At 72.2% G+C, this 23,680-nt stretch carries 19 protein-coding genes; 8 read left to right on the forward strand and 11 right to left on the reverse strand.

What is annotated here, in order from left to right; genetic code table 11:
* The first annotated feature begins 40 nt into the window (after positions 1–40).
* From O7610_RS07780 to O7610_RS07790, 3 genes are all read left to right on the forward strand, one after another.
* Positions 41–1,224 (forward strand): IS3 family transposase gene (locus O7610_RS07780; RefSeq protein WP_289211211.1). Its coding sequence is split into 2 segments (ribosomal slippage): positions 41–308 and positions 308–1,224, totalling 1,185 coding nucleotides; the frame shifts between segments, so codons are not numbered across the junction.
* A gap of 43 nt (positions 1,225–1,267) precedes the next feature.
* Complete coding sequence (locus tag O7610_RS07785; protein WP_289213583.1) at positions 1,268–1,714, forward strand: DUF5753 domain-containing protein; 447 nt, start codon at positions 1,268–1,270, stop codon at positions 1,712–1,714.
* A complete protein-coding gene (locus tag O7610_RS07790) occupies positions 1,711–1,890 on the forward strand; it encodes a DUF397 domain-containing protein (protein WP_289212914.1) in 180 nt (59 codons plus the stop codon). The genes O7610_RS07785 and O7610_RS07790 overlap by 4 nt, the downstream gene beginning before the upstream one ends.
* 117 nt (positions 1,891–2,007) lie before the next feature.
* Here the strand turns inward: O7610_RS07790 and O7610_RS07795 are convergent, their stop codons facing one another.
* Positions 2,008–2,607 carry a DUF5134 domain-containing protein gene (locus O7610_RS07795; RefSeq protein WP_289212915.1) on the reverse strand — a complete coding sequence of 200 codons (600 nt, stop codon included), beginning with the start codon at positions 2,605–2,607 and terminating at the stop codon, positions 2,008–2,010.
* 65 nt (positions 2,608–2,672) lie between these two features.
* Here O7610_RS07795 and O7610_RS07800 point away from each other — a divergent pair, with 65 nt between their 5' ends.
* Positions 2,673–4,121 (forward strand): PepSY-associated TM helix domain-containing protein, encoded by a 1,449-nt coding sequence (locus tag O7610_RS07800; RefSeq protein ID WP_289212916.1) that lies wholly within the window; start codon positions 2,673–2,675, stop codon positions 4,119–4,121.
* A 107-nt stretch (positions 4,122–4,228) separates the two neighbouring features.
* Here O7610_RS07800 and O7610_RS07805 read toward each other — a convergent pair whose 3' ends face one another.
* The gene (locus O7610_RS07805; RefSeq protein WP_289212917.1) at positions 4,229–7,597 is read right to left on the reverse strand and encodes a S8 family peptidase; all 3,369 of its coding nucleotides are present in this window, start codon (positions 7,595–7,597) and stop codon (positions 4,229–4,231) included.
* A gap of 307 nt (positions 7,598–7,904) precedes the next feature.
* Here O7610_RS07805 and O7610_RS07810 point away from each other — a divergent pair, with 307 nt between their 5' ends.
* The 3 genes from O7610_RS07810 (at position 7,905) to O7610_RS07820 (ending at position 11,704) form a co-directional block, all read left to right on the forward strand.
* Positions 7,905–9,737, forward strand: coding sequence for a hypothetical protein (locus O7610_RS07810; protein ID WP_475049868.1), 1,833 nt, complete (start codon positions 7,905–7,907; stop codon positions 9,735–9,737).
* A gap of 55 nt (positions 9,738–9,792) precedes the next feature.
* Positions 9,793–10,785: a glycosyltransferase family 2 protein gene (locus O7610_RS07815; protein ID WP_348650118.1), complete on the forward strand. Its 993-nt coding sequence runs from the start codon at positions 9,793–9,795 to the stop codon at positions 10,783–10,785.
* 334 nt (positions 10,786–11,119) lie between these two features.
* Complete coding sequence (locus tag O7610_RS07820) at positions 11,120–11,704, forward strand: hypothetical protein (protein WP_289213584.1); 585 nt, start codon at positions 11,120–11,122, stop codon at positions 11,702–11,704.
* A 71-nt stretch (positions 11,705–11,775) separates the two neighbouring features.
* Here the strand turns inward: O7610_RS07820 and alc are convergent, their stop codons facing one another.
* The 7 genes from alc to uraH are packed head-to-tail and all read right to left on the reverse strand — an operon-like array spanning position 11,776 to position 20,202.
* A complete protein-coding gene (gene alc, locus O7610_RS07825; protein WP_289212918.1) occupies positions 11,776–12,879 on the reverse strand; it encodes an allantoicase in 1,104 nt (367 codons plus the stop codon).
* Complete coding sequence (allB, locus tag O7610_RS07830; RefSeq protein ID WP_289212919.1) at positions 12,869–14,194, reverse strand: allantoinase AllB; 1,326 nt, start codon at positions 14,192–14,194, stop codon at positions 12,869–12,871. The genes alc and allB overlap by 11 nt, the downstream gene beginning before the upstream one ends.
* On the reverse strand, positions 14,184–15,470 hold the full coding sequence (locus O7610_RS07835) for a DUF6986 family protein (RefSeq protein ID WP_289212920.1): 1,287 nt from the start codon (positions 15,468–15,470) through the stop codon (positions 14,184–14,186). Before O7610_RS07835 ends, allB begins: the two co-directional genes overlap by 11 nt.
* The gene (gene aceB, locus O7610_RS07840; protein WP_289212921.1) at positions 15,470–17,056 is read right to left on the reverse strand and encodes a malate synthase A; all 1,587 of its coding nucleotides are present in this window, start codon (positions 17,054–17,056) and stop codon (positions 15,470–15,472) included. Before aceB ends, O7610_RS07835 begins: the two co-directional genes overlap by 1 nt.
* Complete coding sequence (locus O7610_RS07845; protein ID WP_281555083.1) at positions 17,053–18,456, reverse strand: 8-oxoguanine deaminase; 1,404 nt, start codon at positions 18,454–18,456, stop codon at positions 17,053–17,055. Before O7610_RS07845 ends, aceB begins: the two co-directional genes overlap by 4 nt.
* Positions 18,450–19,310, reverse strand: a complete 861-nt coding sequence (gene pucL / locus O7610_RS07850) for a factor-independent urate hydroxylase (RefSeq protein WP_289212922.1) — start codon at positions 19,308–19,310, stop codon at positions 18,450–18,452. The genes O7610_RS07845 and pucL overlap by 7 nt, the downstream gene beginning before the upstream one ends.
* A gap of 4 nt (positions 19,311–19,314) precedes the next feature.
* On the reverse strand, positions 19,315–20,202 hold the full coding sequence (gene uraH / locus O7610_RS07855; RefSeq protein WP_289212923.1) for a hydroxyisourate hydrolase: 888 nt from the start codon (positions 20,200–20,202) through the stop codon (positions 19,315–19,317).
* Between the two features lie 140 nt (positions 20,203–20,342).
* On the opposite strand from uraH, the gene O7610_RS07860 reads away from it, so the two are divergent.
* Entirely contained in the window at positions 20,343–21,896 is a 1,554-nt protein-coding gene (locus tag O7610_RS07860) for a PucR family transcriptional regulator (protein WP_289212924.1), read from the forward strand.
* 34 nt (positions 21,897–21,930) lie between these two features.
* Here O7610_RS07860 and O7610_RS07865 read toward each other — a convergent pair whose 3' ends face one another.
* Positions 21,931–23,028 carry an XdhC family protein gene (locus O7610_RS07865; RefSeq protein ID WP_289212925.1) on the reverse strand — a complete coding sequence of 366 codons (1,098 nt, stop codon included), beginning with the start codon at positions 23,026–23,028 and terminating at the stop codon, positions 21,931–21,933.
* Positions 23,025–23,678, reverse strand: coding sequence for a nucleotidyltransferase family protein (locus O7610_RS07870; RefSeq protein ID WP_289212926.1), 654 nt, complete (start codon positions 23,676–23,678; stop codon positions 23,025–23,027). Before O7610_RS07870 ends, O7610_RS07865 begins: the two co-directional genes overlap by 4 nt.
* Positions 23,679–23,680: the final 2 nt, after the last annotated feature.

Genomic DNA, 23,680 nt, shown 5'->3' on the forward strand with positions numbered 1-23,680 from the left:
TCAAGGTTACCCTGTAAGGAAAATCGAGGGAAGAAGCGCGATGGCACGCATAAGCTCATACACCCCAGAGTTCCGTGAAGAAGCAGTGCAACTCGTTCTACAGTCGAACAAGCCAGTGTCGCAGGTTGCCCGGGAGATCGACGTTCACCCGGAGACGCTCCGTTCCTGGGTCCGCCAGTACCGGCGGGAAAACAGCGGCGCCCAGGACAGCCCACCGATCGGCGTCGACGAGCGCGCTCGACTGAAGGAACTCGAACGTCGCAACCGGGAACTCGAAATGGAGAACAGCTTCCTGAAAAAAGCCGCGGCGTACTTCGCGAAGGACCCTCGGTAACGAGCTTGTACGAGTTCATCGAGACGATGCGACTCGACACCGCGAAGTACGCCTACCCCGTCGACTTCATGTGCGAACAACTCGGCGTGTCCAGGTCCGGATACTACGAATGGCGAACCCGCCCCGACTCCGCGACCGCCACCCGCCGCGCCCACCTTCGATCGACCATCGAGGAGGTGTTCGCCGCGTCCGACGGCACCTACGGGCATCGACGTGTCCACGCGCAACTGCGGCGCCAGGGCGTGTCCGCCGGGCCGGAACTCGTCCGCCAGCTGATGCGCGAGCTCGGGCTCGTGCCGTGCCAGCCCCGCCCGAGGCGGTGGGGTCTCACCCAGTCGTCGTCCGGCACGGTGCCTGACCTCGTCGGCCGGGAGTTCACCGCCGACGCGCCTGGCGAGAAGCTCGTCGGCGACATCACGTACATCCCGACCGGCGAGGGGTGGCTGTATCTGGCGACCGTCATCGACTGCTGCACGAAGGAAGTCATCGGATACGCGATGGACGACCACTACCAGACGCCGTTGATATCCCGCGCCATCCGTAACGCCGCCCGGAATCGCGAACTCAGGAAGAACGCCATCTTTCATTCGGACCGGGGCAGCAACTACATGTCGGACGACTACGGCAGAACGCTTCGGGATCTGAGGTTGCGGCGATCTGCTGGCCGGACCGGAATTTGTTTCGACAATGCGATGGCGGAATCGTTCTTCGGTGCGCTGAAGAACGAACGCGTGTCGCGTGTGAAGTATCCCACTCGTGAGGCGGCACGCCGGGACGTTACTGCCTACATCGAATTCTGGTACAATCGTCAGCGTCTGCATTCAGCGGTGGGCTACCGACCTCCCCGGGAAGTCCACGCAGAGTTCGAGAACCTTCAAATCGCGGCGTGAAAGAACCGGCCGAACCACTGTCCGGAAAACGCGAGGCCCCTCAATCACCGCCTACGGCGCAAGGGAGGAAGACTTGGAAGCCGCGCTCGGCACGCGACTCACCCGGCAGGAGATTCTGCGCCGCAAACCCGACCCCTGCCAGCTCGTTGCGGTGATGGACGAGTGGATGCTTCATCGGGAGATCGGCGGGCCGGAGGTCATGCGGGAACAGCTACTCGCGATCGTCGCCGCAAGCGAGTTGCCCAGCATCCGGGTGCACATCGTTCCGACCAGCGCGGGTGCCTACCTCGGGATGGATGGCCCGTTCACGCTCGCGACAGTCGAGGGCAGATCAGTCGGCTACCTTGAAGGCCACCTCAAGGGTCGCGTCGTGGAGGGCTCTGAGGACACCGCCGACCTCGAACGGACCTGGGAGGCCGTGCGGGAGTACGCTCTGCCGGGGAATCAGAGCCGCGACGTGATCATGAGGATGGCGGAGAAGTGGACATGACCGGCGCACGCTGGCACAAGAGCACGCACAGCGACACGAGCGGCTGTGTCGAGGTGGCCGAGAATCTTCCTGGTCGGGTGTTCGTCCGGGACACCAAGGACCGCGATGGCGGCACCCTCGCCTTCGCCCCGGCTGCCTGGCGGTCGTTCATCGCCAACATCACCGTCACCCGCTGATTACCGGCCAGCCGGAAGCTGACCGGCCCGGCTGCCACGCACCGCAGCCTCGGTCCGGTCCGGTCCGGTCCGCGATGAGGACCGGACCGAGGGCTGATCCGTACCCGCCAGCTATTCTCACACGTTCATCAGCAGCAGCATCGTCGCCATGCCTGCGCTCATGACGCCGTAGCTGAGCAGATGCAGCCGATGGCCGGACGTCGTCGCGGCGCGGTAGAGCCACCACAGCGCCCCAGCCGTACTCAGGGCCACGAAGACGACGTTCGTCATGTCCGCCCACGCCGGGGTGGGGGTCGGTTCCGCCCCGGCGGCGGCTACGCCATGCGCGTGCCCGGAGCCGCCGCCGACCCCCAACTCCGACATCAGGGTCGGCATCGCCGCGAGCATCCAGATCATCGCCAGGTTCTGCGTGACGTGGCCCAGCACGTCGACGCGCTCCGACGTGCCACGCGCCCGCCCGTACCCGGGCAGCAACGCGAGCACCAGGATGCCGAAGATCGCGACCTGCGCCCAGGCGACCGGGCCGTCCACCATCAGCCAGGCCATCAGAATCATCGCGACACTCATCACGCAGTGATTGATGTCGACCAGCTCCGCGTCGGAGAACGCCTGGTCGCGTGGCACGCCACGGCGACGGATGACCAGGTCACCGACACAGACGAGCCCTGTCAGCAGGAAAACGATCGTCAGGACGGGAACCCAGGGTGTCTCCAGCACGACTCTAGCTAGTACCACAGGTTCCACCGACGAACAACGTGACGATCAGGGGAAGGGCCACCGCGATGACCACCGTAGAAGCCGAGACTCCGCCTCCCGGGGAGACGCCGCCCGAGGACGCACCCTCGTCCCCGGCCCGACCGCGGAAGACCAACTGGTTCGCCGCGTTCTGGCGCTGGCACTTCTACGGGTCGGTCCTCGTCATACCCGTACTCTTCTGCCTAGCCGTCAGTGGCATGACGTACATGTTCCGGGCAGAGGTGGACTCCCTGGCCCACCCCGGGGTACTGCAGGTGCCGGTGGCCGACGGCGCGCAGCGGGCCGAGCTGTCCGCCCAGGAAGCTGCCGTCCGCGCGGAGTTCCCGGACCGTCCCATCCTGTCCGTGCAGGACGGCACCGGCGACCGGGCGACCCTGTTCGTCGCCGGTCTGGACGACGGTGGCAGCACCAACATCTACGTCGACCCCTACACCGCCACCGTCACCGGCGAGCTCAGCCAGGACCAACTCATCTCCACCTGGGCCGAGCGCATCCACGGCGACCTGCTCATCGGCGACGGCGGATTCGGCGACCGCATCGTCGAACTCGGTGCGTCCTGGGCCATCGTGCTGACGATCACCGGGTTCATCATCTTCTTCCTCGGCCGCCGTGCGCGCAGTGGCGCCGAAGCCAAGGGCAAGCGCGGTGCCCGGCTGCGCAGCTACCACGCCCTCGTCGGGCTCCCCGTCGGCCTCGGCATCCTGCTGCTGGTCGTCTCCGGGCTGCCCTGGACCGGTGTGTGGGGTGCTCAGGCCCAGCAGATCGCTGTCGACTCCGGCTCCGGGCTGTGGGGCGCGGACCCAGGTGCCGAGTCGACCATCAGACAGCAGATCGAGGACGCCGACGGTCAGTCAGCACCCGCCGGGTGGGCCTCCGGCAACGCCCCGCAGGGCAGCAGCACCGGCAGCGGCACCCCGATCTCGATCGACCGCGCGATCGACGCGGCCCGGGCGCTGGGTGCCCCCGAGCCGTACCTCGTCCTGTACCCGGAGGGCGAGACCGGGGTGTTCAGCGTGATGAGCAGCCAGTGGTACGACGTCGGCAACCCCGCCGAATCCGACGTGACCCAGGAGACGACGATCCACGTCGACCAGTACAGCGGCGACGTGGTCGGCCAGTACGGCTACGACGACTACAGCGCGATGGCGAAGGTCGTCTCGCAGGGCATCGCCCTGCACGAAGGGCGCCGCCTCGGCACCTTCAACACGATCATGTCCACGCTCTTCTGCCTCGCCGTGATCTTCATGTGCGTCACCGGACCGATGATGTGGTGGACCCGTCGGGCCACGGCCTCCGGCCTCGCCGCGCCGCGGGCGAAACTCCCCGTCTGGGGCAACTGGGTACTGCTCGCCTCGATGGTCGTACTCGGCGTCTTCCTGCCCCTGTTCGGCCTTTCCCTGCTGGTCGTCCTGGCGCTGGACCAGTTCCTCATCCGCAGGGTGCCCGCGCTGAAGTCCTTCTTCGGCACGGTCTGAGCCGAACCGGCACCCCTCAGATCGATCCGGCGCCCCAGCTGGTGCGGCCCCGGTCGCCGCCCACCCGTACTCGGGTCACGGCCACCGGGGTCCCGGGGCGAGGAACGCTAGTCGGCGGAGGCCAGCCGGTAGGCGTGGATCACCGTCTGGGTGAGCGTGTTGCCCTTGCGGTCCTCGGCACCGAACCGCAGCGACACGTAGCCGTCGCTGTCCGGATGCTGGACCGTGGCCACCCAGTTGCGGCCGTCGGCTCGCACCGGCGCCGGCAGCCAGGTGGTGCCGTCGTCGTAGGAGACCTCGACCGACAACGCGTCCAGATTGACCGTGACCCCGGTCTGCCGGCGGACGGTCACCGGAATGTCGACCTGGTCGCCGGCCGGGGCGGCGCCGGCCTCGTTGACCGGCGGCGCCGGCCGGGCCACCATGACCGGCAGCCGCCGCCACTGATCGCCGTTGACCCGACCCGACTCGAAGGTCCAGGCCAGGCTCACCTCGGTGGCCAGGTCACCGGCGTCACGGGTTGCCGACGTCTCCAGCCGGTAGTCGGCCTGGCCGGGTGGCACGACGAAATAGCCGAAGCCACCGGTCTCCCACTCCTCGACCAGCTCGCCCGCACGGTAGAGCGCGGTGCGCTCAGTCAGTGCGACCGAACCGCCGGCGTGCCCGGCGGCGTCACCGAACAGCGGCACCTCCATAAGGATCTCGTCGCCGAGTCGGCTGGCCCAGCCGGTCGGCGACGACGTCGCCGGCATCGCCGGGCCGAACGGCGGCAGGTTCCAGATGTCGGTGCGCCGGGCACCGGCGGGGTAGGCGCGGGCCGGTGCGTACAGGAACGACACCGGTTCCAGCCAGTCGTCCTCCACCGAGTAGTTGGAGAAGTACAGGTCGGAGAACCAGGCCACCCGGTCGGTGCTGTACCACTCGATCCGTTCGCCTGGAACGCGCACCTCGGTCAGCTCGGTGAGCGCGCCCAACTTCGGGTCGTCGAACTCGGCGACGAGCAGCCGGTCGGAGACGTCACCGGTCGGGATGCCCCGGAAGTCCTGCCGGACCCGGGCCAGGTCACCCGCGGCGTAGTCGCGCTGGTACCCGGTGGGCAGCCGGCCGTCGAAGACCTCACTCAGCGCGTAGGCGAACGGGCTGTTCGCGTACCCGCCGTCGGGGTCCGGCTTGAACCACTGGTGGGAGATGGACGAGCTGAACCCGGGCGCCGGGTCGTCGCCGCCGAGCTGCTTCGACGACACCCCGTCGAATCCGGGGTACGCGGCACCGACGCCCGCCGGACCGCCGACGGTGTCGAAGCCGACGGTCACGTCGACGATCGCGGCCCGCGCGGCCGGTTGCGGCACGGTGGCCCGCACCGGTGCGGCCTGCCGGGCGTCCAGGGTGACAGTGGCCTCCGCAGCGACGGTGAGGCGCGGCTGGGCGAGGACGGCATTGCTGGTCGGCTCGCCCTCCTCGTCGAATTCATCGATCGTGGCGAACAGACCGTACTCGCCCTTGGGTAGTCGGGTCACCACGGTGCCGTCCTCGTGGTACGGGAAGTCGAAGTGCGAGTTGTCCAGACCGACCAGTGCGGTCCAGTACGACTGGGCTGGTCCGCCGTCGACGTCGATGTGCGACACGGCCACGTCGTAGCTCTCGACCTCGCGGTGCACCCCGACGGGGGTGACGACCCGGGTCTGCCCGGCGGTGGCGACCAGGTGTCCACTGTAGTAGCCGTCGACCGCGTCGGCGCTGGTGTCGGCGGTGGCGTCGACGCTGGCCGTACCGCCGGCAGGCACCTCGACCCGCGCGGCGCTGGTGGCGAACATGCCGGCCGGCACTGACGCGCCCGCCGGTCCGGTGATCTCCCAGGCCAGGTCGAGGGTGACCGGCTCGGTGCCGGTGTTGCGGTAGGTCACGGTCCGGCTGACCGGCTCGTCGTCCTGGTGCGGCCAGAGGGCGCGGCCGTAGGAGATGCTGGCCGGCGTGGCGGTCACCGTCTGGGTGACGGCGCGGGCGACGTCGACCAGGCCGGCGCCCTGCTGGTACGCGCCGGTGCCGGGGTGTGGCGCGGCGGACCCCATCAGGGTGGACTTGAACTGCTGCGCGGTCCACTGGTGCTGTTGTTGGGCGAGCAGCGCGACGGCACCGGTGATGTGCGGCGCCGACATCGAGGTGCCCGGCGCGGAAACATGGTGCTCGTCGATCGGGACGTCGAGGGTGGTGCCCTCGGCGCGGGCGGCGACGATGTCGACACCGGGTGCGGTGATGTCGGGTTTGACAGCGTCGTCGCCGACCCGCGGGCCACGGCTGGAGAAGTCGGCCAGCGAGCCGTCGCGGTCGACCGCGCCGACGGTCAGTGCCGCGTCGGCGCTGCCGGGTGACCCGACGGTACGGTCGGCGCCGGCGTTGCCGGCGGAGATGACGAACAGGGTGCCGGTCTGCTCGGTGAGGGTGTTGACCGCCTCCTCGAGGGGGTCGATCTCGGGTCCGTCGCCGCCGCCGATGCTGATGTTGACCACCGGGACCTGTTTGTCCACGGCGAACCAGTGCATCGCGTCGATCATCGCCGAGTCGTCGCACCAGGCCGCCGGACAGACCTTCGCGGAGATGATCTTCGCGTCCGGGGCGACGCCCCGGTACCTGCCGCCGGACGCGGCGCCGCTGCCGGCGATGATCGAAGCGACATGGGTGCCGTGGCCGGTGGTGTCGCCGTCCTCCGGCGCGTCGGTGAAGTTGCGCGTCTCGATGACGACGTCGGCCAGGTCGGGGTGTCCGGTGTCGACGCCGCTGTCCATGACGCCGACGGTGACGCCGGCGCCGGTGAATCCGGCCCGGTGGGCGGCGGGTGCACCGATCTGTGCGACGCTGCGGTCCAGCAGCATCTGCCGTTTTCCGTCCAGCCAGATCCGCTCGATACCGGTGTCGGTGCCACGGGCGGCCGGGCCGGCGGACACCGTGGTCCACAGATCGGCGATGGTGGACTTGTCGGCGGTCACCGCCGCGCCGTCGATCGCCGGCAGGTCGCGCTGCACGTCGAGGCCGTCAACGGCGAGCACGGCGGCGCCACGGGCGGCGACGTCGCCCCGCGCGGCGGTGACGATCAGCGGCAGGGTGTCCCGCGCGGCGTCGTGGTAGCCCCACTCGATCAACTTGGTGACGTTGAACAGTCGGCGGTCCAGCGTGCGGCGTTGAACCAGCTCGGCGGCGTCGCGTGGGACGACGTGCAGCTCCCCGTCGATCCGGTAGGTGCGGAACTGCATGCCGTCGCGACCCTCGCCCGGGCGCAGTGCAGCGGCGCCGGAACCGGTGACGGTGACCTGGTCGCCGGTGAGCAGGGTGACCGTGGCGCGCTGACCGGCCGGCGCCTGTCCGGCAGAGGTCCGACTGGCGCTGTCTCCGTCCGTCGGCGTGGCCCGGCCAGGTTGCCCCGGCCCGATCACGAGTACGGCGGCCAGTCCGGCCGCCACGAGTCTTCTCGAACGTGTCACCAATACCTCCCCATTGGACGTCTGTCAGGACGTCGGGCAGATGCGAAACGTCAGCGTTACACACCCGACGCTCAGGACAACAGGCCTGAAGATGGCTTTCTGGGTCAATCCCGGGCAATCGGCTCATTGTGCAACGGATCCGCGGTCACCCGGTCTGCCCGGCGACCAGTTCCGGTGCGATCTGCGTTCCGGCACGACCTGCGCTCCGGCACGGACCCCGCCACAGCCGCTGGGGCCGACGTCAGCGACAACGAAACCTGGTTCTCGCAGGTCCGGCCGGGCTTGCGCGGGGTCACCGGAAGCGACGATGATCGGCGGACCAGATCCGGCCCGGCAAGTGACGGGCGGGTTCGACAGCCCACGTCCTGATTTGAGATCATCGATTCTCGTGGAGACCGCTCAAGACCGCCCGTCCGCCCCCCGGCCCCCGCTGTGGCGGTTCCTGCGGCACGAATGGACCTTGGCCGTGCTCGGCGGACTGCTCCTCGCGGTGGTGCTGACCTGGCCCACCCTGCGACATCCCGCCAGCACCATCCCCGGCGACATCGCCGACCCCACCCTGCAGGCCTGGCAGGTGGCCTGGGGCGGGCACGCGCTGTCGACCGACCCGACCGGGCTCTGGCACTCCAACACGTTCTTCCCCGAGCGTTACACCTACGCGTACAGCGACACACTCCTCGGCTACGCACCGGCCGGGATGATCGGCTCCGGCTTCGAAGCCGCGCTGATCCGCTACAACATCCTGTACGTGCTGCTGTACGCGTTGGCGTTCATCGGCGCGTACGCCCTGATCCGACAGCTCGGCGCGGGCCGGATGGGCGCGGCGGTGGCCGGGGTCGCGTGGGCCTTCGCCCCCTGGCGGCTGGCCCACTCCGGGCACATGAACATCCTCTCCACTGGTGGGATCGCGCTGTGTCTGGCGATGCTCGCCCGTGGCCACGGCTGGTCGTTGCGGCACGGCTACCGCCCCGAACGGCGCAGACCGGGCTGGGCCCTCGCCGGCTGGCTGGTGGCCGCCTGGCAGATCAGCCTCGGCTTCGGCATCGGACTGCCACTGGTCTACTTCCTGCTCGCCGCCGGGATCGTCGCCGCCGGCGGCTACGGGATCTCCTGGTGGCGACACCGCCGCCGCCCACCGTTCGGCCGGCGGCTACTCGTCGCCGACGCCGTCGGCGGGGTGATCTTCGGCGCGGTCACCCTCGCGATCGCGGCGGCCTACTTCCGCGTCGTCGAGCTCAACCCGCAGGCGGAGCGGAGCCTGGCCTGGACCGAGATGTTCTCCCCGCCGGTGGTCGGCCTGATCACCGCACCCGCCGAGTCCTGGCTGTGGGGAGAACGGCACGCCGGCACCCGGGAGCAGATCTTCTGGCCGCCGGAGATGACGCTGCTGCCCGGGGTGACGCTGATCGCCCTGGCCGCCGCCGGCCTGATCGTCTCGTCGTTGCGGATCCGGCACCGGGTGGCGCTCGCCGCCGGAGTCATCGGCACAGCGCTGCTCGCCCTCGGCGCCACGCTCGGCGGCGACGGCGACCCCGGCTACCTGACGCTGTCCAAGCACCTGCCGGGCTGGGACGCGCTGCGTACCCCGGGACGGATGATGATCTGGACCAGCCTGCTCCTCGCAGTGCTGGCCGCCGGAACCCTCACGGCCGCAGCCGCCGCGCTGCGCCGGGCCACCACCGGATGGTCGCAGTGGTCCCGGCGGGCCGCCGGTGCCGTCCTGGCGATCCCCCTGGCGCTGGTGGTGGTCGAGGGGATGAACCGGACCGCTCACCCGCAGGTGCCCACCCCACCGGCTGCCTGGGACCAGCTCACCGGGCCGGTACTGGTGCTGCCCAGCGACGCCGGCGCGTTCGAGTTGAACGTAATGCTGTGGACCACCGAGGGAGATTTCCCGCAGGTTGCCAACGGCCTGGCCGGTTTCGTCCCGGCCAGCCAGGAGCAGACCCGGGCGGTCACCGCGTTCTTTCCCGACCCGGCGAGCGTCGGATACCTGCGCGACCTGGGGGTGCGTACGGTGCTGGTGATGCCGGACCGGCTGGTCGGGACGCCGTGGGACGGTGTCGCCCAACGTCCGGTCGACGGGCTGGGCATCGCCCGTGAGGAGATCGACGGTGTCCTCGTCTACCGGCTCGACTGAGCGTCCCGGGCCGGCCGGACCACAGGCCGAACCACCCGCGCCGGGCGGTCGGCCGCTGCGGCTGTCGGTCGTGGTGCCCTGCTTCAACGAGGACGCCTCGCTGACCCGGCTGCACACGGCGGTGACCGCCGCGGTGACCGCGCTCGACGACGTCGAGGTCGAGTACGTCTACGTCGACGACGGCAGCACCGACGGCACCTTGGCCGAGTTGCGCCGGCTGGCGGCAGCCGACCCGGCCGTCCGATATCTCGCGCTGAGCCGCAACTTCGGCAAGGAGTCGGCGATGCTCGCCGGGTTGGACCGGGCCAGCGGGGACGCCGTCATCGTGATGGACGCCGACCTGCAACACCCTCCACGCCTGCTGCCCGATATGGTCGCCCTGTACCGGCAGGGGTACGACCAGGTCATCGCGTGCCGCGACCGACGGGGTGACCGGTTCGTCCGTACCGTCGCGTCGCGGACGTTCTACCGGTTGATGAACCGCTGGGTGGACGTGCAACTGCTCGACGGTGCGGGCGACTTCCGGCTGCTGTCCCGCCGGGCGGTCGACGCGCTTCGGGCCATGCCCGAGTACAACAGGTTCTCCAAGGGCCTCTACTCGTGGATCGGGTTCAACACCGTGGTGTTCGCGTACCCGAACGAGGCCCGCGCCGGTGGTGGCAGCCGCTGGAGTTTCCGGTCCCTGTTGAACTACGCGTTCGACGGGCTGCTGTCGTTCAACGACCGGCCGCTGCGGTCGGCGATCTACGCCGGTATGGGGCTCACGTTCATCGCCGTGGCGTATGCGGCCTGGGTGGTCGCGGCCGCGCTGATCCGGGGGATCGACGCCCCCGGCTACACCACGATCATCGTCAGCGTCATCGGTCTCGGCGGTATCCAGATGATGATCCTCGGCGTGATCGGCGAGTACATCGGCCGGATCTACTACGAGACGAAGCGCCGACCCCGTTACCTGGTCATGGAGTCCGACGGGGCCGGTGGTACGCCGCAGGTGCCGACTCCCCGGCGGGAGACGACCATCCCCGGCCCGGCGGCCGACGCGGAATGATCCGGCGGGCGGGGTCGTTGTGCATGGTCGCGCCACGCACTCCGGCCCGCAGCCGCCGGGCGGCAGTCAGGCTCCGGGCCCGGCCGGGCAGCCCCGGTCGGTGGACCAGGTCGGGAATCGTCGGCGGGCCGGCGTGGTTGTACATGGTCACGGCGCGCAGCGGCGCACCCGCACCCCCCCTTTCGGGGCGTGCCGGAGCCGCCCACGAGCCGACGTCGCACGTCTGAGATCCCGTACCACCCGGATGACCGTTTACCGCGCACCCGCCCGTGACGGGTGCGCCCCCTCGGCAGACGGAAGGTGGACCCCCATGACCACGATCATCACCCGCACCCTGCGTACCAGCCTGCGCACCACCGCCCTCGGCATCGCCGGGCTCACCCTCGCCGGCGGCGCGGTCGCCGCCCCCGCCCTGGCCGCCGACCACGCCCCCACCGCCCTGGCCGCACCCGCGGCCGCCGCCGCCAGCGGCGTGGACGCCGGCAAGCTCACCCCGCACGGCGTGCAGGGCGAACAGTCCCGCATCAGCCTGTCCGGCGAGCAGACCGACAACGTCAAGGGCATCATCGCCGCCACGAAGAAGGCCGGCATGCACGAGCGGGCCGCCGTGGTCGCCATCGCCACCGCCCTGCAGGAGTCAAAGCTGGAGAACCTCGGCCACCTCGGTGACCGCAACGACCACGACTCGCAGGGCCTGTTCCAGCAGCGCCCGTCGTCGGGCTGGGGCACCGTCGAGCAGATCACCGACGTGGAGTACTCCACCACCGCGTTCCTGAACGGGCTCAGGGCCGTCGACGGCTGGCAGGACATGCCGCTGACCCAGGCCGCGCAGACCGTGCAGGTGTCGGCGTACCCGGACCACTACGCCCAGTGGGAGACCCAGGCCGCCGAACTCGTCGCCCAGCACTGGAACAGCTGACCGCAGACACAGCGTCGAAGGGCCGGACCCCGGGTGCGGGGTCCGGCCCTTCGACGTATGCCCAGGCGAGGTCAGCCGGCCGCAGCCGCCGTCCGGTACCGGGCGGCGAGGTCGGTAGCGCCGACGGTGGTGAGCCGGCCGAAGAGCCGCAGCCGGGCCATCCCGCCGTCGGGATGGATGTCCAGCCGGACGTGGCTGACCGGGCGGGGCCGGTCCAGCCGGAAACGGTGCCGGGTGTCCGGTTGCAACGGGGTCAACGGCAGCAGCTCCGGCCAGTCGGTGGAGTCAACGCCGGAGCCGCCGTCGAGGGCCGGATCGGTGCCGGTGAGGTCGGTGCCGATCAGCCGGGCCGCCGCCGGGGCGTTGCCCTTGAAGTGGCTGGTGTCCAGCTCGACGAACTCGACGACGCCGACGGCACAGAGCCGGACCTGGACCCAGTCGTTGCCGTCGTCGCGGCGGCGGGCGGTCTCCCAGCCCTCGCCCATCGTGCGGGCCGGCCCGGGTAGCAGCAGCTGCTGCGGGGATCCGTAGAACCGGTCGCTGCATGCCTCGACCCGGCCACCGTGCTCGACCGCGGCAAGGTCGAGCACCTCGGTCAGCAGATCCGGGTCGGGCACCGGTTCGCCGTACACCCGCAGCCGGGCGACCCCGCCGTCGGGAAAGATCGTCAACCGTACGTGGGTCTGCCGTGCCGGCAGGTCGACCGGGACGATCAGCTGGCTGTCCCCGGCCAGCGCGGTGCGCGGCACCAGTGGGGTCCACCGCGCCGCGGCGAGTTCCTGCGGGCCGGGATAGCCGTCGAGTGAGCAACCGTCCACCGCCGCGTACGGCGGGTAGTTGCCGGTGAAGTGCGCGGTGTCGATCAGCACGGCCCGGACCACGCCCGGGGCACCGAGCCGGACGACGGCGTGGTCCGCGCCGGGCTGGCGGCGGCGGCGGGTCTCCCAACCGTCGTACACCTGGCCCTTCGCCCCGAAGGTGCCGGCGGCGAAGACCGGCGGGTGCGGGTCGACCAGGTTGTCGGCGGCGGCGAAGAACTCGTCGTTGGCGGCGACCACTCCCCCGCCGAGGGCACGGGACGCCAGGTCGGGCAGTCGGGTCGGGTCGGGCAGTCGGGTCGGGTCGGGCCCGTCCGGCGGACCGGGCGGTGGCGTGGATGCGTGGCTACCGGTCAACGGTCCCCTCTCGCGACAATAGGCGGCCGCGCGGCGCATCCGGGGTGACCGGTGCGCCGCGCAGCCAGGTGGCCCGGACGATGCCGGTCAGGCGTCGTCCGGCGTACGGGGTGATGGGATGCCGTTGCCGCAGCCGGCCGGGATCGACGTGGTAGCTCGGCGCCGGGTCGAAGGCGACCAGGTCAGCGTCGGCGCCGACCGTGAGCCGGCCCTTGGCGGGCAGCCCCACCAGGTCGGCCGGGCCCTGGCACATCCACCGGACCACGTCACCGAGACCGAATCCACGCCGACGGGCCTCGGTCCAGACCGCCGGCAGCCCCATCTGCACCGAGGCGATGCCTCCCCAGGCGGCGGCGAAGTCCCCGGTGTCGGGTGCCTTCAGCGCGGGCAGGCAGGGGGAATGGTCGGAGACCACGCACGAGATGGTGCCGTCGGCCAGGGCTGCCCACAGCGCGTCCTGGTTGTCGCGCTGCCGGATTGGCGGACAGCATTTGAACTCGGTGGCGCCGTCCGGGATCTCCTCGGCGGCCAGGGTCAGGTAGTGCGGGCAGGTCTCGGCGCTGACCGGTACCCCGGCCCGGCGGGCAGCGGCCAGCACCGGCACCGCGCCGGCGGCGGACAGGTGCAGGATGTGCAGCCGGGCACCGACCCGACGGGCGACGTCGATGGCGGCGGTGACCGCCTCGATCTCGGCGGCCGGCGGCCGGCTGGCGAGGAAGTCCCGGTAGCGGGTCGAGGAGGCGGCGGCCATGAGCTGGTCGGGTTGTTCGGCGTGCACCACGAACAGGGCGGGTACGGCAGCCAACGCGGCGGCGAGCTGACCGGTGTCCAGTGGGGGGAACTCCGGCACCCCGGAGTCGGCAAGGAACGCCTTGAACCCGAAGACCCCGGCGGCGTACAGGTCGGGCATCACCTGCTGGTTGCCGGGGACCGCGCCGCCCCAGAAGCCGACGTCGACATGGCACTGCCCGGCGGCGGCCCGCCGTTTGACGGCCAGCGCGGCCGGGTCGACGGTCGGCGGAAGGCTGTTCAACGGCATGTCGACGATGGTGGTGACGCCGCCGGAGGCGGCGGCCAGCGTGGCGGTGGCGAACCCTTCCCATTCGGTACGGCCGGGTTCGTTGACGTGCACGTGGGTGTCGACGAGTCCGGGCAGCAGCGCGACGTTGCCGAGGTCGCTGTCGACCGTCGCCGGCACGTGTTCCCGGTAGTCGGCGACGGCGACGATCCGACCGTCCCCGACGGCGATGGCGGCCGGACGCTCGCCGTCGGGGAGCACCGTGCGGCGGGACCGCAGTACCAGATCAACGGGCATGGTCGGTGGGCTCCTCACCGGACGCGGTCGGCAGGTGGGCGGTCGGCCCGGCATCGCGGTCGGCGGCCGGAGCGGCCTCGGCGGAGCCCGGACCGGCCAGGGTGGTCAGTACGGTGCGGTCGAAACCGGCGTCGGCCGGGTCGACGGCGCCGCAGTCCAGCCCGCGCAGCAGGAACCGGGCCAGCGCCCGGGCGGTCGCCGGCTCGTCGAGGATCCCGCCGGACCGGCGGGCGAGGTAGGCGTCGAGCCGCCGGACGGTTTGCTCCCGGCCGGCGCGGTAGAACGCGTAGGTCGCGGCGAACCGGGTCGGCAACTGGTGCGGGTGCAGGTCCCAGCCCTGGTAGAAGCCGCGTTCCAGGGATCTGCGGACCAGGCCGGCGTGGCGCTGCCAGGCGGAGCGCACCGTCTCGGTGTCGCCGACCGGCAGGATGTTGGTGGAGCCGTCGCTGAGCGGTACACCGGTGCCGGCGGCGGCCACCTGCATGACGGCCTTCGCGTGGTCGGAACTTGGATGGTCCATACTCAGGTAATCGGCGGCGATGCCGCAGGCGGTTCCGTAGTCGTAGGTGCCGAAGTGGAGTCCGGCACACCGTCCGGCTGACTCATCGATCAGCCGGGCGACGGTCGCGGTGCCGTCGGGAGCGAGGATCGCCGCCGGAGTCTCGATCTGGATCTCGAACCGCAGCGCCCCGTCCACCAGCCCGTACGCCTGCTCCAGCCGGCCGCAGACGTCGACCATCGCGGCGACCTGGGCCGGGTGGCTCACCTTCGGCAGGGTGACCACGAAGCCGTCGGGCGGCCCAGCGCAGGCGTCCAGAAAAAGGTCGAGGCTGCGGACCGCCCGCCGCCGGGTGGCCGCCTCCAGACACTTGATCCGCACCCCGACGCGGGGTGGGCCCACGCCGGCGGCCCGTGCCTCGGTCAACGCACGTGCCGCGGCCCGCAGGTCGGCGTCCTCGATGGCGTCGTCGCGTACGCCGTACCCGTCCTCGACGTCGATGCGCAGGTCCTCGACCGGCTCGCGGGCCAGTTTGGCGCGTACCCGCCGGTCCAGCTCGACCGGGTACGGTGCCGGCGGATGGGCGTCCAGCGCGGCCAACGCCGCCGCACCCCAGGTCGGCACCAGGTCGGCGGTGACCCGGTCGGCGGGCACGTACACGGTGTGCACCGGCTGGCGCCCGGACGCCTCGCCCGGATAGCGGGCCCGCAGCGCGGCGTCGACGTCGGCGAGCAGGTCGTCCAACGCGGCGTACACCGCCGGATCGAGCCGGGCCATCAGTCGATCAACCGGTACGCCGGCAGGGTCAGGAAGTCGACGTAGTCGGGACCAAGGGCGACCTCCTCGAACAACGCCCGGGCCTGCGGGAACCGGCTCGCCGTCCAGTCCGGTTCGGACAGCACGGCGCGGATCGCGGCGAGTTCGGCGTCACCGATGGTCCGGACCAGATCGGCGGTCACCAGGGTGCCATCGGGCAGCCGTACCTCATTGCGGATCCACTGCCAGATCTGGGACCGAGAGATCTCGGCGGTGGCCGCGTCCTCCATCAGGTTGTCGATCGCCACCGCACCGTTGCCGCGCAGCCAGGCCTCCAGGTAGCGCACCGCGACGGCGACGTTCGCGCGCAGCCCGGCCTCGGTGACGGCACCGCCGGTGGCGGCGACGTCCAGCAGCTGCGCGGCGGTGACCGACACGTCCGGGCGCTGCCGGTCGAGCTGGTTGGGCCGGTCGCCGAGGACCTCGTCGAACACCTCGCGGCAGACCGGCACCAGGTCGGGGTGGGCGACCCAGGACCCGTCGAAGCCGTCGGCGGCCTCCCGCCTCTTGTCGGCCCGGACCTGGTCGACGGCGCGGGCGGTGACGTCGGCGTCCCGCCGGTTCGGGATGAACGCCGACATCCCGCCGATCGCCATCGCGCCGCGCCGGTGGCAGGTGGCGACCAGCAGCTCGGTGTAGGCCCGCATGAACGGCGCGGTCATGGTCACCGCCGCCCGGTCCGGCAGCACGAACCGCCCACCGGCGTCGCGGAAGTTCTTGATGAGGCTGAACAGGTAGTCCCACCGGCCGGCGTTGAGCCCGGCGGCGTACGGGCCGAGTGCCCACAGGATCTCGTCCATCTCGAACGCCGCGGTGATCGTCTCGATCAGCACGGTGGCCCGGATGCTCCCGGCCGGCAGGCCGAGCGTCTGCTCGACATGGACGAACACGTCATGCCACAGCGCGGCCTCCTCGTGGCTTTCCGTCTTGGCCAGGTAGAGGTAGGGGCCACTGCCCCGACGCAGCAGCTCGGCGGCGTTGTGGAACAGGTACAGGCCGGCGTCGACCAGCGCGCCGACGGCCGGCGCGCCGTCGAAGACGAGGTGCCGCTCGTCGAGGTGCCAGCCACGGGGCCGGACCACGATCGTCGGGTACGGCCCGGGGCCGAGCCGGTACGTCTTCGTCTCGGTCCGCAGCTCGATGGTGCGTCGCACGGCGTCGGCGAGGTTGCGTTGCCCGTCGACCACGTTCACCCAGTGCGGGGTGTTCGCATCCTCCAGGTCGGCCAGCCACACCCGGGCACCGGAGTTCAATGCGTTGACGGTCATCTTGCGGTCGGTGGGCCCGGTGATCTCCACCCGCCGGTCGGCCAGGTCGGGCGGGGGCGGCGGCACCGTCCAGCTGCCGGCCCGCACCTGCGCGGTGTCGGCCCGGAAGTCCAGCCGGCCGGTGCGGGCGATGTCGGCCCGGCGGCGGCTCCGGGCGGCGAGCAGCTCGGTCCGCCGGCCGGCGAACCGACGGTGCAGTCCGCCGAGGAACGCCACCGCGTCGCCGGTCAGCACGTCGCCGGTAGGTGGCAGCGGGTCGACCTGGCTGCGGGGTATCAAAGGTCACTCCTGTTCGACGGGGCCGGGGACATCAGGGCCCGGTGCGCGCGGGCGGCCCGGCGGGCCAGGTCGGCGGCGTCGGCGGTGCGCAGCTCGGCGCGTTCGACGACCGGCCGGCCGCCGACCAGGAGCAGCTCCACCGGTGCGGGTGGGCCGAGCACCAGTGCGGCGACCGGGTCGTCGATGCCGGCGTGGCCGAGCCCGTCGACCCGCCACAGCGCGACGTCGGCGAGCTTGGCCACCTCAAGCGAGCCGATCTCGGCTGCCCGGCCCAGGCAGCGCGCGCCGCCGATGGTGCCCAACGCGAGGGCGTCGCGGGCGGTCAGCGCCGCCGGCCCGCCGCGCAGCCGGGCCGCGTACAGCGACTGGCGCAGCTCCGCGCCGAGGTGGCCGACCTCCTGGCTGGCGGCGCCGTCGACGCCCAGGCCGACCGGTACGCCGGCGGCGAGCAGATCGGTCACCCGGGCGGTGCCGGCGCCGAGCCGGGCGTTCGAGCTGGGACAGTGCGCGACGCCGGTGCCGGTGGCGCCGAGCCGGGCCACCGCCGCGTCGTCGAGGTGGACGCCGTGTGCCAGCCACACGTCGTCGCCGAGCCAGCCGAGCTGTTCGGCGTACTGCACCGGGGTGCAGCCGTGCGTGGTCCGGCAGTACTCCTCCTCCTCGACGGTTTCGGCGAGGTGGGTGTGCAGCCGGACCCCCCGGCGGCGGGCCAGTTCGGCCGACTCGCGCATCAGCCGGGGGGTGACCGAGAACGGCGAGCAGGGGGCCACGGCGACCCGCAGCATCGACTCCGGCGCCGGGTCGTGCCAGCGGTCGATCGCCGCCTCAGTCGCGGCCAGCGCGGCGTCGGTGTCCTCCACGGTGGAGTCCGGGGGCAGCCCACCGGCCGAGCGGCCGAGGTCCATCGAACCCCGGCAGGGATGGAACCGCAGCCCGATCCGGCGCGCGGCGTCGATCTCGGCGGCGAACAGGTCACCGCCGTCGCGGGGGAAGACGTAGTGGTGGTCGGTGCTGGTGGTGCAGCCGGACAGCGCCAGCCAGCCGAGGTTGGCCGCGGCTGCGTCATGCACCGTGTCGGCGTCCATCCGCGACCAGACCGGGTAGAGGGTGGTCAGCCAGCCGAACAGGTTCTGCTGCTGGGCCAGGCCACGGGTGGCCCACTGGTAGAGGTGGTGATGGGTGTTGACCAGGCCGGGGGTGGCCAGGCAGCCGGTGCCGTCGACCCGGCGTACCCGGCGCTGGTCCCCGCCGGTGAGCGTGTCGAGCAGGCCGGCGGGCACGTCGCCGGGGCCGACGGCGGCGATGTGGCCGTCGTCGCCGACGACGAGATGCCCGTCGCGGTGCTCGGTGCCGGCGGCGTCGACCGTGGCGACGGCGGCGCCGGTGACGACGATCACCACTGCCCCAGCTCCGGCGGCGCGTCGTCGCGGGTGACGGTGCCCTCGATCAGCCCGTACGGCCGGTCGGCGGCGACGAACACGCTGTTCGGGTTGTCCAGGCCGAACGGGCTCAGGTCGACCAGCAGGTGGTGCTTGTTCGGCAGGGCCAGCCGCACCTCCACCACGTCGGGCCGGTCGGTCAGCACCCGCTCACCCATCGCGTACAGGGTCTGCTGCAGGGACCGGCTGTAGGTGCCGACGAACGCGTCGACCAGCGCCTGCCGTACGGCCGCGTGGGCGGCGTCGAAGCCGCCGGGCGGCGCGGTGCCGGCGTAGCGCCACCGGGCGTCCACGGCGGTGGCGAGGATCCGGTCGTCGGCCTCCGGCAGGGTGGTGTACGGGTCGACGACGTAGCCCCGGAACTCCGAGTCGGTGGAGTTGAGCAGGACCAGGTCGGACAGGCCGGCGATCACCTCCGCCCGGTCGCCGTCGTAGCGGACCGTGACGGTACGGGTGGAGCCGCCGTCGCGTTCGAACGAGTGCGGCCCCAGCCGTCGCCAGTCGTACTGCTCGATGTCGACGCGGGCCCGGCTGATGCCGGGCTGGCTGTCCACGAAGTGCCGGGCCAGCAGCAGGCCGAACTCCTCGGCGCTGGCGACGCCGTGACGACGGGCGAACGCGTACACCGTGTTCTTCTGCGTGTCGGTCGGCAGCACCTGGCTGTTGTCGCCGGTGAGGTGAGTGGCGGCGAGGTCACCGGCGAGCGCGACGGAGACGTTGAGGTCGCGCAGGGTGTGCCGGTCGCCGTCCCGGTCCACCCGGACCACCCGGGTCTGCGCCTTGCCGTACCGGTTCGGCCCCAGAACGATTCCCATCCGGTCAGCTCCCTCGGTAAGTGGTGTAGCCGTACGGGCTCAGCAGCAGCGGCACGTGATGGTGGCGGGCGGCGTCGCGGACGGTGAACACCACCGGGATCTCGGTGTAGAAGGCATCCACCCCGAGCCGGTCGGCCACGTCGAACACCAGCCGGTAGGTGCCGGCGGCCCAGCCGGCGCCCGGCACCCAGTCACGCAGCCGGCCGTCGGCGTCGGTGTGTCCGGTGGCGACGGTGCGCCAGCCGCCCCCCGGGTCGGCAGCGTCGAGTCGCACGGTGATACCGGTCGCCGGGGTGCCGGTGGTGGTGTCCAGCACGTGGCTGGACAGCGGCGCCGGCCCGGCGAGGTCGTCGACGAGTCGGCGCAGGCGCAGGGCGGCGATGTCGCCGAGCTCGGTGCGGACCACGCCCTGCTCGGTGTCCGGGTCGTGGTGCAGCCGCTGCCGGGCGGCGGCCACCAGTTCCGCGGCGCCACGGCCGTTCGCGAAGATCAGGAAGCGGTACCCGAACCGCTGCTCGTAGGCGTCGTTGACCTCAGCCAGTTCGGTCGCGACGCCGGGGCCGGAAGCGACGGTGCCGGGGCCGGGGCCGGAAGCGACCGTGCCGGAAGCGGCCGTAGCCGCCGCCTGCTCGCGACGGGACCACTGGGCGTCCCGGCCGGTGCCGGTGGGCGGCCGACCGATCCGCGGGTGGACGGCGACCGCGTCGGCCACCTCCGGCCAGGGCAGCGCACCGACCTGCGCCCGCGCGGCGGCGGTCAGCGCCGCCCGGTCGGCGTACGGCCGGCCGGCCGTCACGGCGGCGGCCCAGCCGGGCGCGGCGCAGCAGCTGAGCAGCAGTTCCCGCACGTCATCGGCGGGCAGCGTGTTGAACACGTCGAGTCCGCGGTCCAATCCGGTCCCCTTTCGCTGGACAGCAGCAGTCAAGCAGTTGCGGCGAGCCGGCCGATAGCGGCGCAGGAACCAAAGACGAAACATCGTCACCGTACGGTTTTTGGAGATTCATCCAATCACCGTGACCGGAGGCGACCCCCGTGCTGCTGGCCGACGTGCTCGACAAGGCCCACCTGAAGCTGGTGCCGCTGACCGGCGACGACGGTCGGGACCGCACCGTCGGCCGGGTCAACGTCATCGACCTGCCCGACCCGGGCCGCTACGTGGCCACCGCAGATCTGGTGCTCACCGGCCTGATGTGGCACCAGGGGCCGGACGACTCCGAGGTCTTCGTCGCGGCGCTGGCCGCCGCCGGGGTGACCGCGCTGGGCGCGGGTGAGGCGCTGCACGGCAGCGTGCCCCGCGACCTGGTCGCCGCCTGTCGCCGGCACCGGCTACCGCTGTTCGAGGTGCCCGCCGACGTGTCGTTTCGCGACATCATCGACGACGTCCATCCGACCCTGTGGGCGCAGCGGGCCAGCTCACTGGCGGCGGTGCTGGGCCGCCAGCGCGGACTGGTCGCCGCGATGGCCGCCGGTGCCCGGCTGACCGATCTGCTGCCGACAGTGGCCGCTGCGGTCGAGACCGACTGCTGGACGTTGACCACCAGCGGCCGGGTGGTAGCCGGCACGGCCGAGCTGGCCGATCCGGTCGCCGAGGCGCTGAGCCGTGCTTTCCTGACCGCGCAGCGGCTGCCCGCGACGGTGACGGTCGACGGCGCGCGGTTCTCCGTGTTCGGGGTTCCCGGCCGAGCCGAGCACCGGCTGGCAGCCTGGTTGGTGGCCTGCCGGGGCGCGCTCGACACACTGCCCGGCACGGTCGACGAACTGACCAGCGTGGTGGCGCTCGAACGGGCGCACCTGGACGAGGCCGCCCGGGTGGAGGCGCGGCTGGCCGGCCAACTGCGAACGGCGCTGCGGGCGCCGGGGGACCTCGCCGGGCTGCGGGCCGCGCTGCTGGCCGCCCGGCTCGACCCGGATGCCACGTTCGTCGCGGTCGCCGCCACGCTGGACGAGATGCGCGCACCGGCGACGCTGACCGTCGCCGTGGTCGACGAGTTCCTCAGCCGGCTGGCACCCGACCGGGCGGTCACCGTCCTCGAACCCGACCTGCCCTGCGGAGCGCTCGCCGTGCTGGCGCTGGCTCCGCAGGCCGCCGGCACCATAGGGTCGGCACTGGTCGCCGCCGCCGACCGGATGGTGCCGGGACTGCGCGGCGGCCGGCTCGTCCTGGGCGTCTCCGCCGCCAGCGTGGGTGCCGCCGGGCTGGGCGGAGCGGTCGAAGAGGCGTTGCACGCGCACCGTTCCGCCACCAGCACCGCGACCGGTCCGGTCAGTGTGGTGGCCGCCGGTGAGTTGGCGTCGCATTCACTGCTGCTGGCCGGGGTGCCGGCCGGCACCCGGCAGGGGTTCCGCAGTCGGCTGCTCGGGCCGGTCGAGGAGTACGACCGGGCGCACCATGCCGACCTGCTGCGTACGCTGTCGGTCTTTCTCGACTGTGACGGATCGTGGAGCCGCTGCGCGCAACGGCTCCACGTCCATGTCAACACGTTGCGGTACCGGATCGGCCGGATCGAGCAGTTGACCGGCCGGGACCTCGGCCGGTTCGAGGACCGGGTGGACTTCTTCCTGGCGTTGCGGCTCACCGCCGACTGAGACCCGTGTGCCGCAGGCCCGGGTGCCGCAGGCCCTACACCGCGGCGTGGATCGAGCCCCGGCCTGCGGTCAGCCGTCCGCCGTCGCGGCCGCTGCGGGCCGCCACGATCTCGGCGGCGATGCTGACCGCGGTCTCCTCCGGGGTCACCGCCCCCAGGTCCAGCCCGATCGGCGCGCAGAGCCGAGCCAACGCGGCCGGCGGCACCCCGACGGCACCTAGCCGGGCCGCCCGGTCGGCGGCGCTGCGCCGTGACCCCATCGCCCCGATGTAGGCCAGCGGCAGGTCGAGGGCGGTCCGCAGCAGCGGTACGTCGAACTTCGGGTCGTGGGTGAGTACGCAGAGCACCGTACGCGGGTCGATCCGACCGGCGGCGGCCTCGGCCCTCAGGTAGCGGTGCGGCCAGTCGACGACCACGTCGTCGGCGTCCGGAAACCTCTGCCGGGTGGTGAAGACCGCTCGGGCGTCGCAGATCGTCACCCGGTAGCCGAGGAACCGGCCCTGCCGGGCGAGCGCGGCGGTGAAATCGGTCGCCCCGCAAATGATCATCCGGGGCGGCGGCAGGATGCCGCGGACCAGCAGGGTGGTGCCGGCGGCGGGCTGGGCGAGCGTGGTCCGCCCGGTGTCCAGCGCCGGGCGGGCGACCCGGACCGCAGCCGCGTCCAGCGTCGGCCCGCCGAGCGAACCCCACTGACCTTCGGCGTCGACCAGCAGCCAACGACCCTGGCTGGCTGGCGGCCCGGTGAGGCAGGTGACCACCGCGACCGGGCGGGCAGCCCGGGTCGCCGCATGCAGCCGCTCCAGCTGCGGCACGCTGTCGCGGTCCACCCGCTGCACGTACACCTCGATGGTGCCGCCGCAGGTCAGCCCGGGCTCGACGAGCTCGTCGCCAGGGTCGCCGAAGCGCGCCAGCCGCCCCTCGCCGGTGTCCAGCACGGTACGACACAGCTGGTAGATGGCGGCCTCGACGCAACCGGCCGAGACGCTTCCGGTGACCGTGCCGTCCGGGGCCACGAGCATACTCGTGCCCGGTGGCCGGGGTGCGCTGCCGGCGGTGGCGGTCACCGTCGCGACGGCCGCCTGCTCACCGGCGTACCACCAGCGCATCGCCTCGTCGAGGACCGGCCCGTTCATCCGGTCGCCGCCGTCCGGGCCGAGGCGCCGCCTCCCGCGCGGAGCCGGTCGGGGTCGCGGAGCCAGTGGGGGTAGGCGAGCTGGTCCAGGTCGCCGGGCCGGTCCAGGTCGGTCGGGTCGCCCACGTCGCCGCAGGGCACCAGACGCAGCTGGTCGGGGTGGGCCCGCAGATAGTCGCGGGCGCCGGTGTCACCGGTCGCCGACGCCGCCACCGCCGTCCAGTGTTCCCGACCCAGCACCACGGGATGCCCTGGCCGCCCGTCGACGTAGCTGGCCGCGGCCAGCGTCCGCCGGTCGGCGCCGGCCGCCACCCGGCGGACCGCCGCTGGACCAATCCCCGGCATGTCGACCAGCAGGACAGCCGCGGCGTCCGCCGGGCTGGTGCCCACCGCCGCCAGGCCGACCCGCAACGACGAGCCCATCCCGGTGGCCCAGTCAGGGTTGACCGCCGGCACGGCGCCGGCCAGGTCGGCACTCGCACGCACCGCGTCGGCCGCCGCTCCGAGCACCACGATCACCGGCCGGCAGCCGGCCGAGCGCAGCGTCTCGACGGCCCGGGACACCAACGGGGTCCCGTTGAGACGGACCAGCGCCTTGGGCCGACCGTAGCGGCGGCCGGCGCCGGCGGCGAGGACGATTCCGGCAAGCACCC

The sequence above is a fragment of the Solwaraspora sp. WMMA2065 genome (genome assembly GCF_030345075.1).
Taxonomy (GTDB): domain Bacteria; phylum Actinomycetota; class Actinomycetes; order Mycobacteriales; family Micromonosporaceae; genus Micromonospora_E.

What these genes read in the sequence shown, in the direction of transcription:
- O7610_RS07790 (WP_289212914.1), top strand. Translation starts at nt 1,711, where the DNA reads ATGACCGGCGCACGCTGGCACAAGAGCACGCACAGCGACACGAGCGGC.
- O7610_RS07800 (WP_289212916.1), top strand. Translation starts at nt 2,673, where the DNA reads ATGACCACCGTAGAAGCCGAGACTCCGCCTCCCGGGGAGACGCCGCCC.
- O7610_RS07810 (WP_475049868.1), top strand. Translation starts at nt 7,905, where the DNA reads ATGATCGGCGGACCAGATCCGGCCCGGCAAGTGACGGGCGGGTTCGAC.
- allB (WP_289212919.1), bottom strand. Translation starts at nt 14,194, where the DNA reads ATGCCCGTTGATCTGGTACTGCGGTCCCGCCGCACGGTGCTCCCCGAC.
- O7610_RS07835 (WP_289212920.1), bottom strand. Translation starts at nt 15,470, where the DNA reads ATGGCCCGGCTCGATCCGGCGGTGTACGCCGCGTTGGACGACCTGCTC.
- pucL (WP_289212922.1), bottom strand. Translation starts at nt 19,310, where the DNA reads ATGGGAATCGTTCTGGGGCCGAACCGGTACGGCAAGGCGCAGACCCGG.
- O7610_RS07865 (WP_289212925.1), bottom strand. Translation starts at nt 23,028, where the DNA reads ATGAACGGGCCGGTCCTCGACGAGGCGATGCGCTGGTGGTACGCCGGT.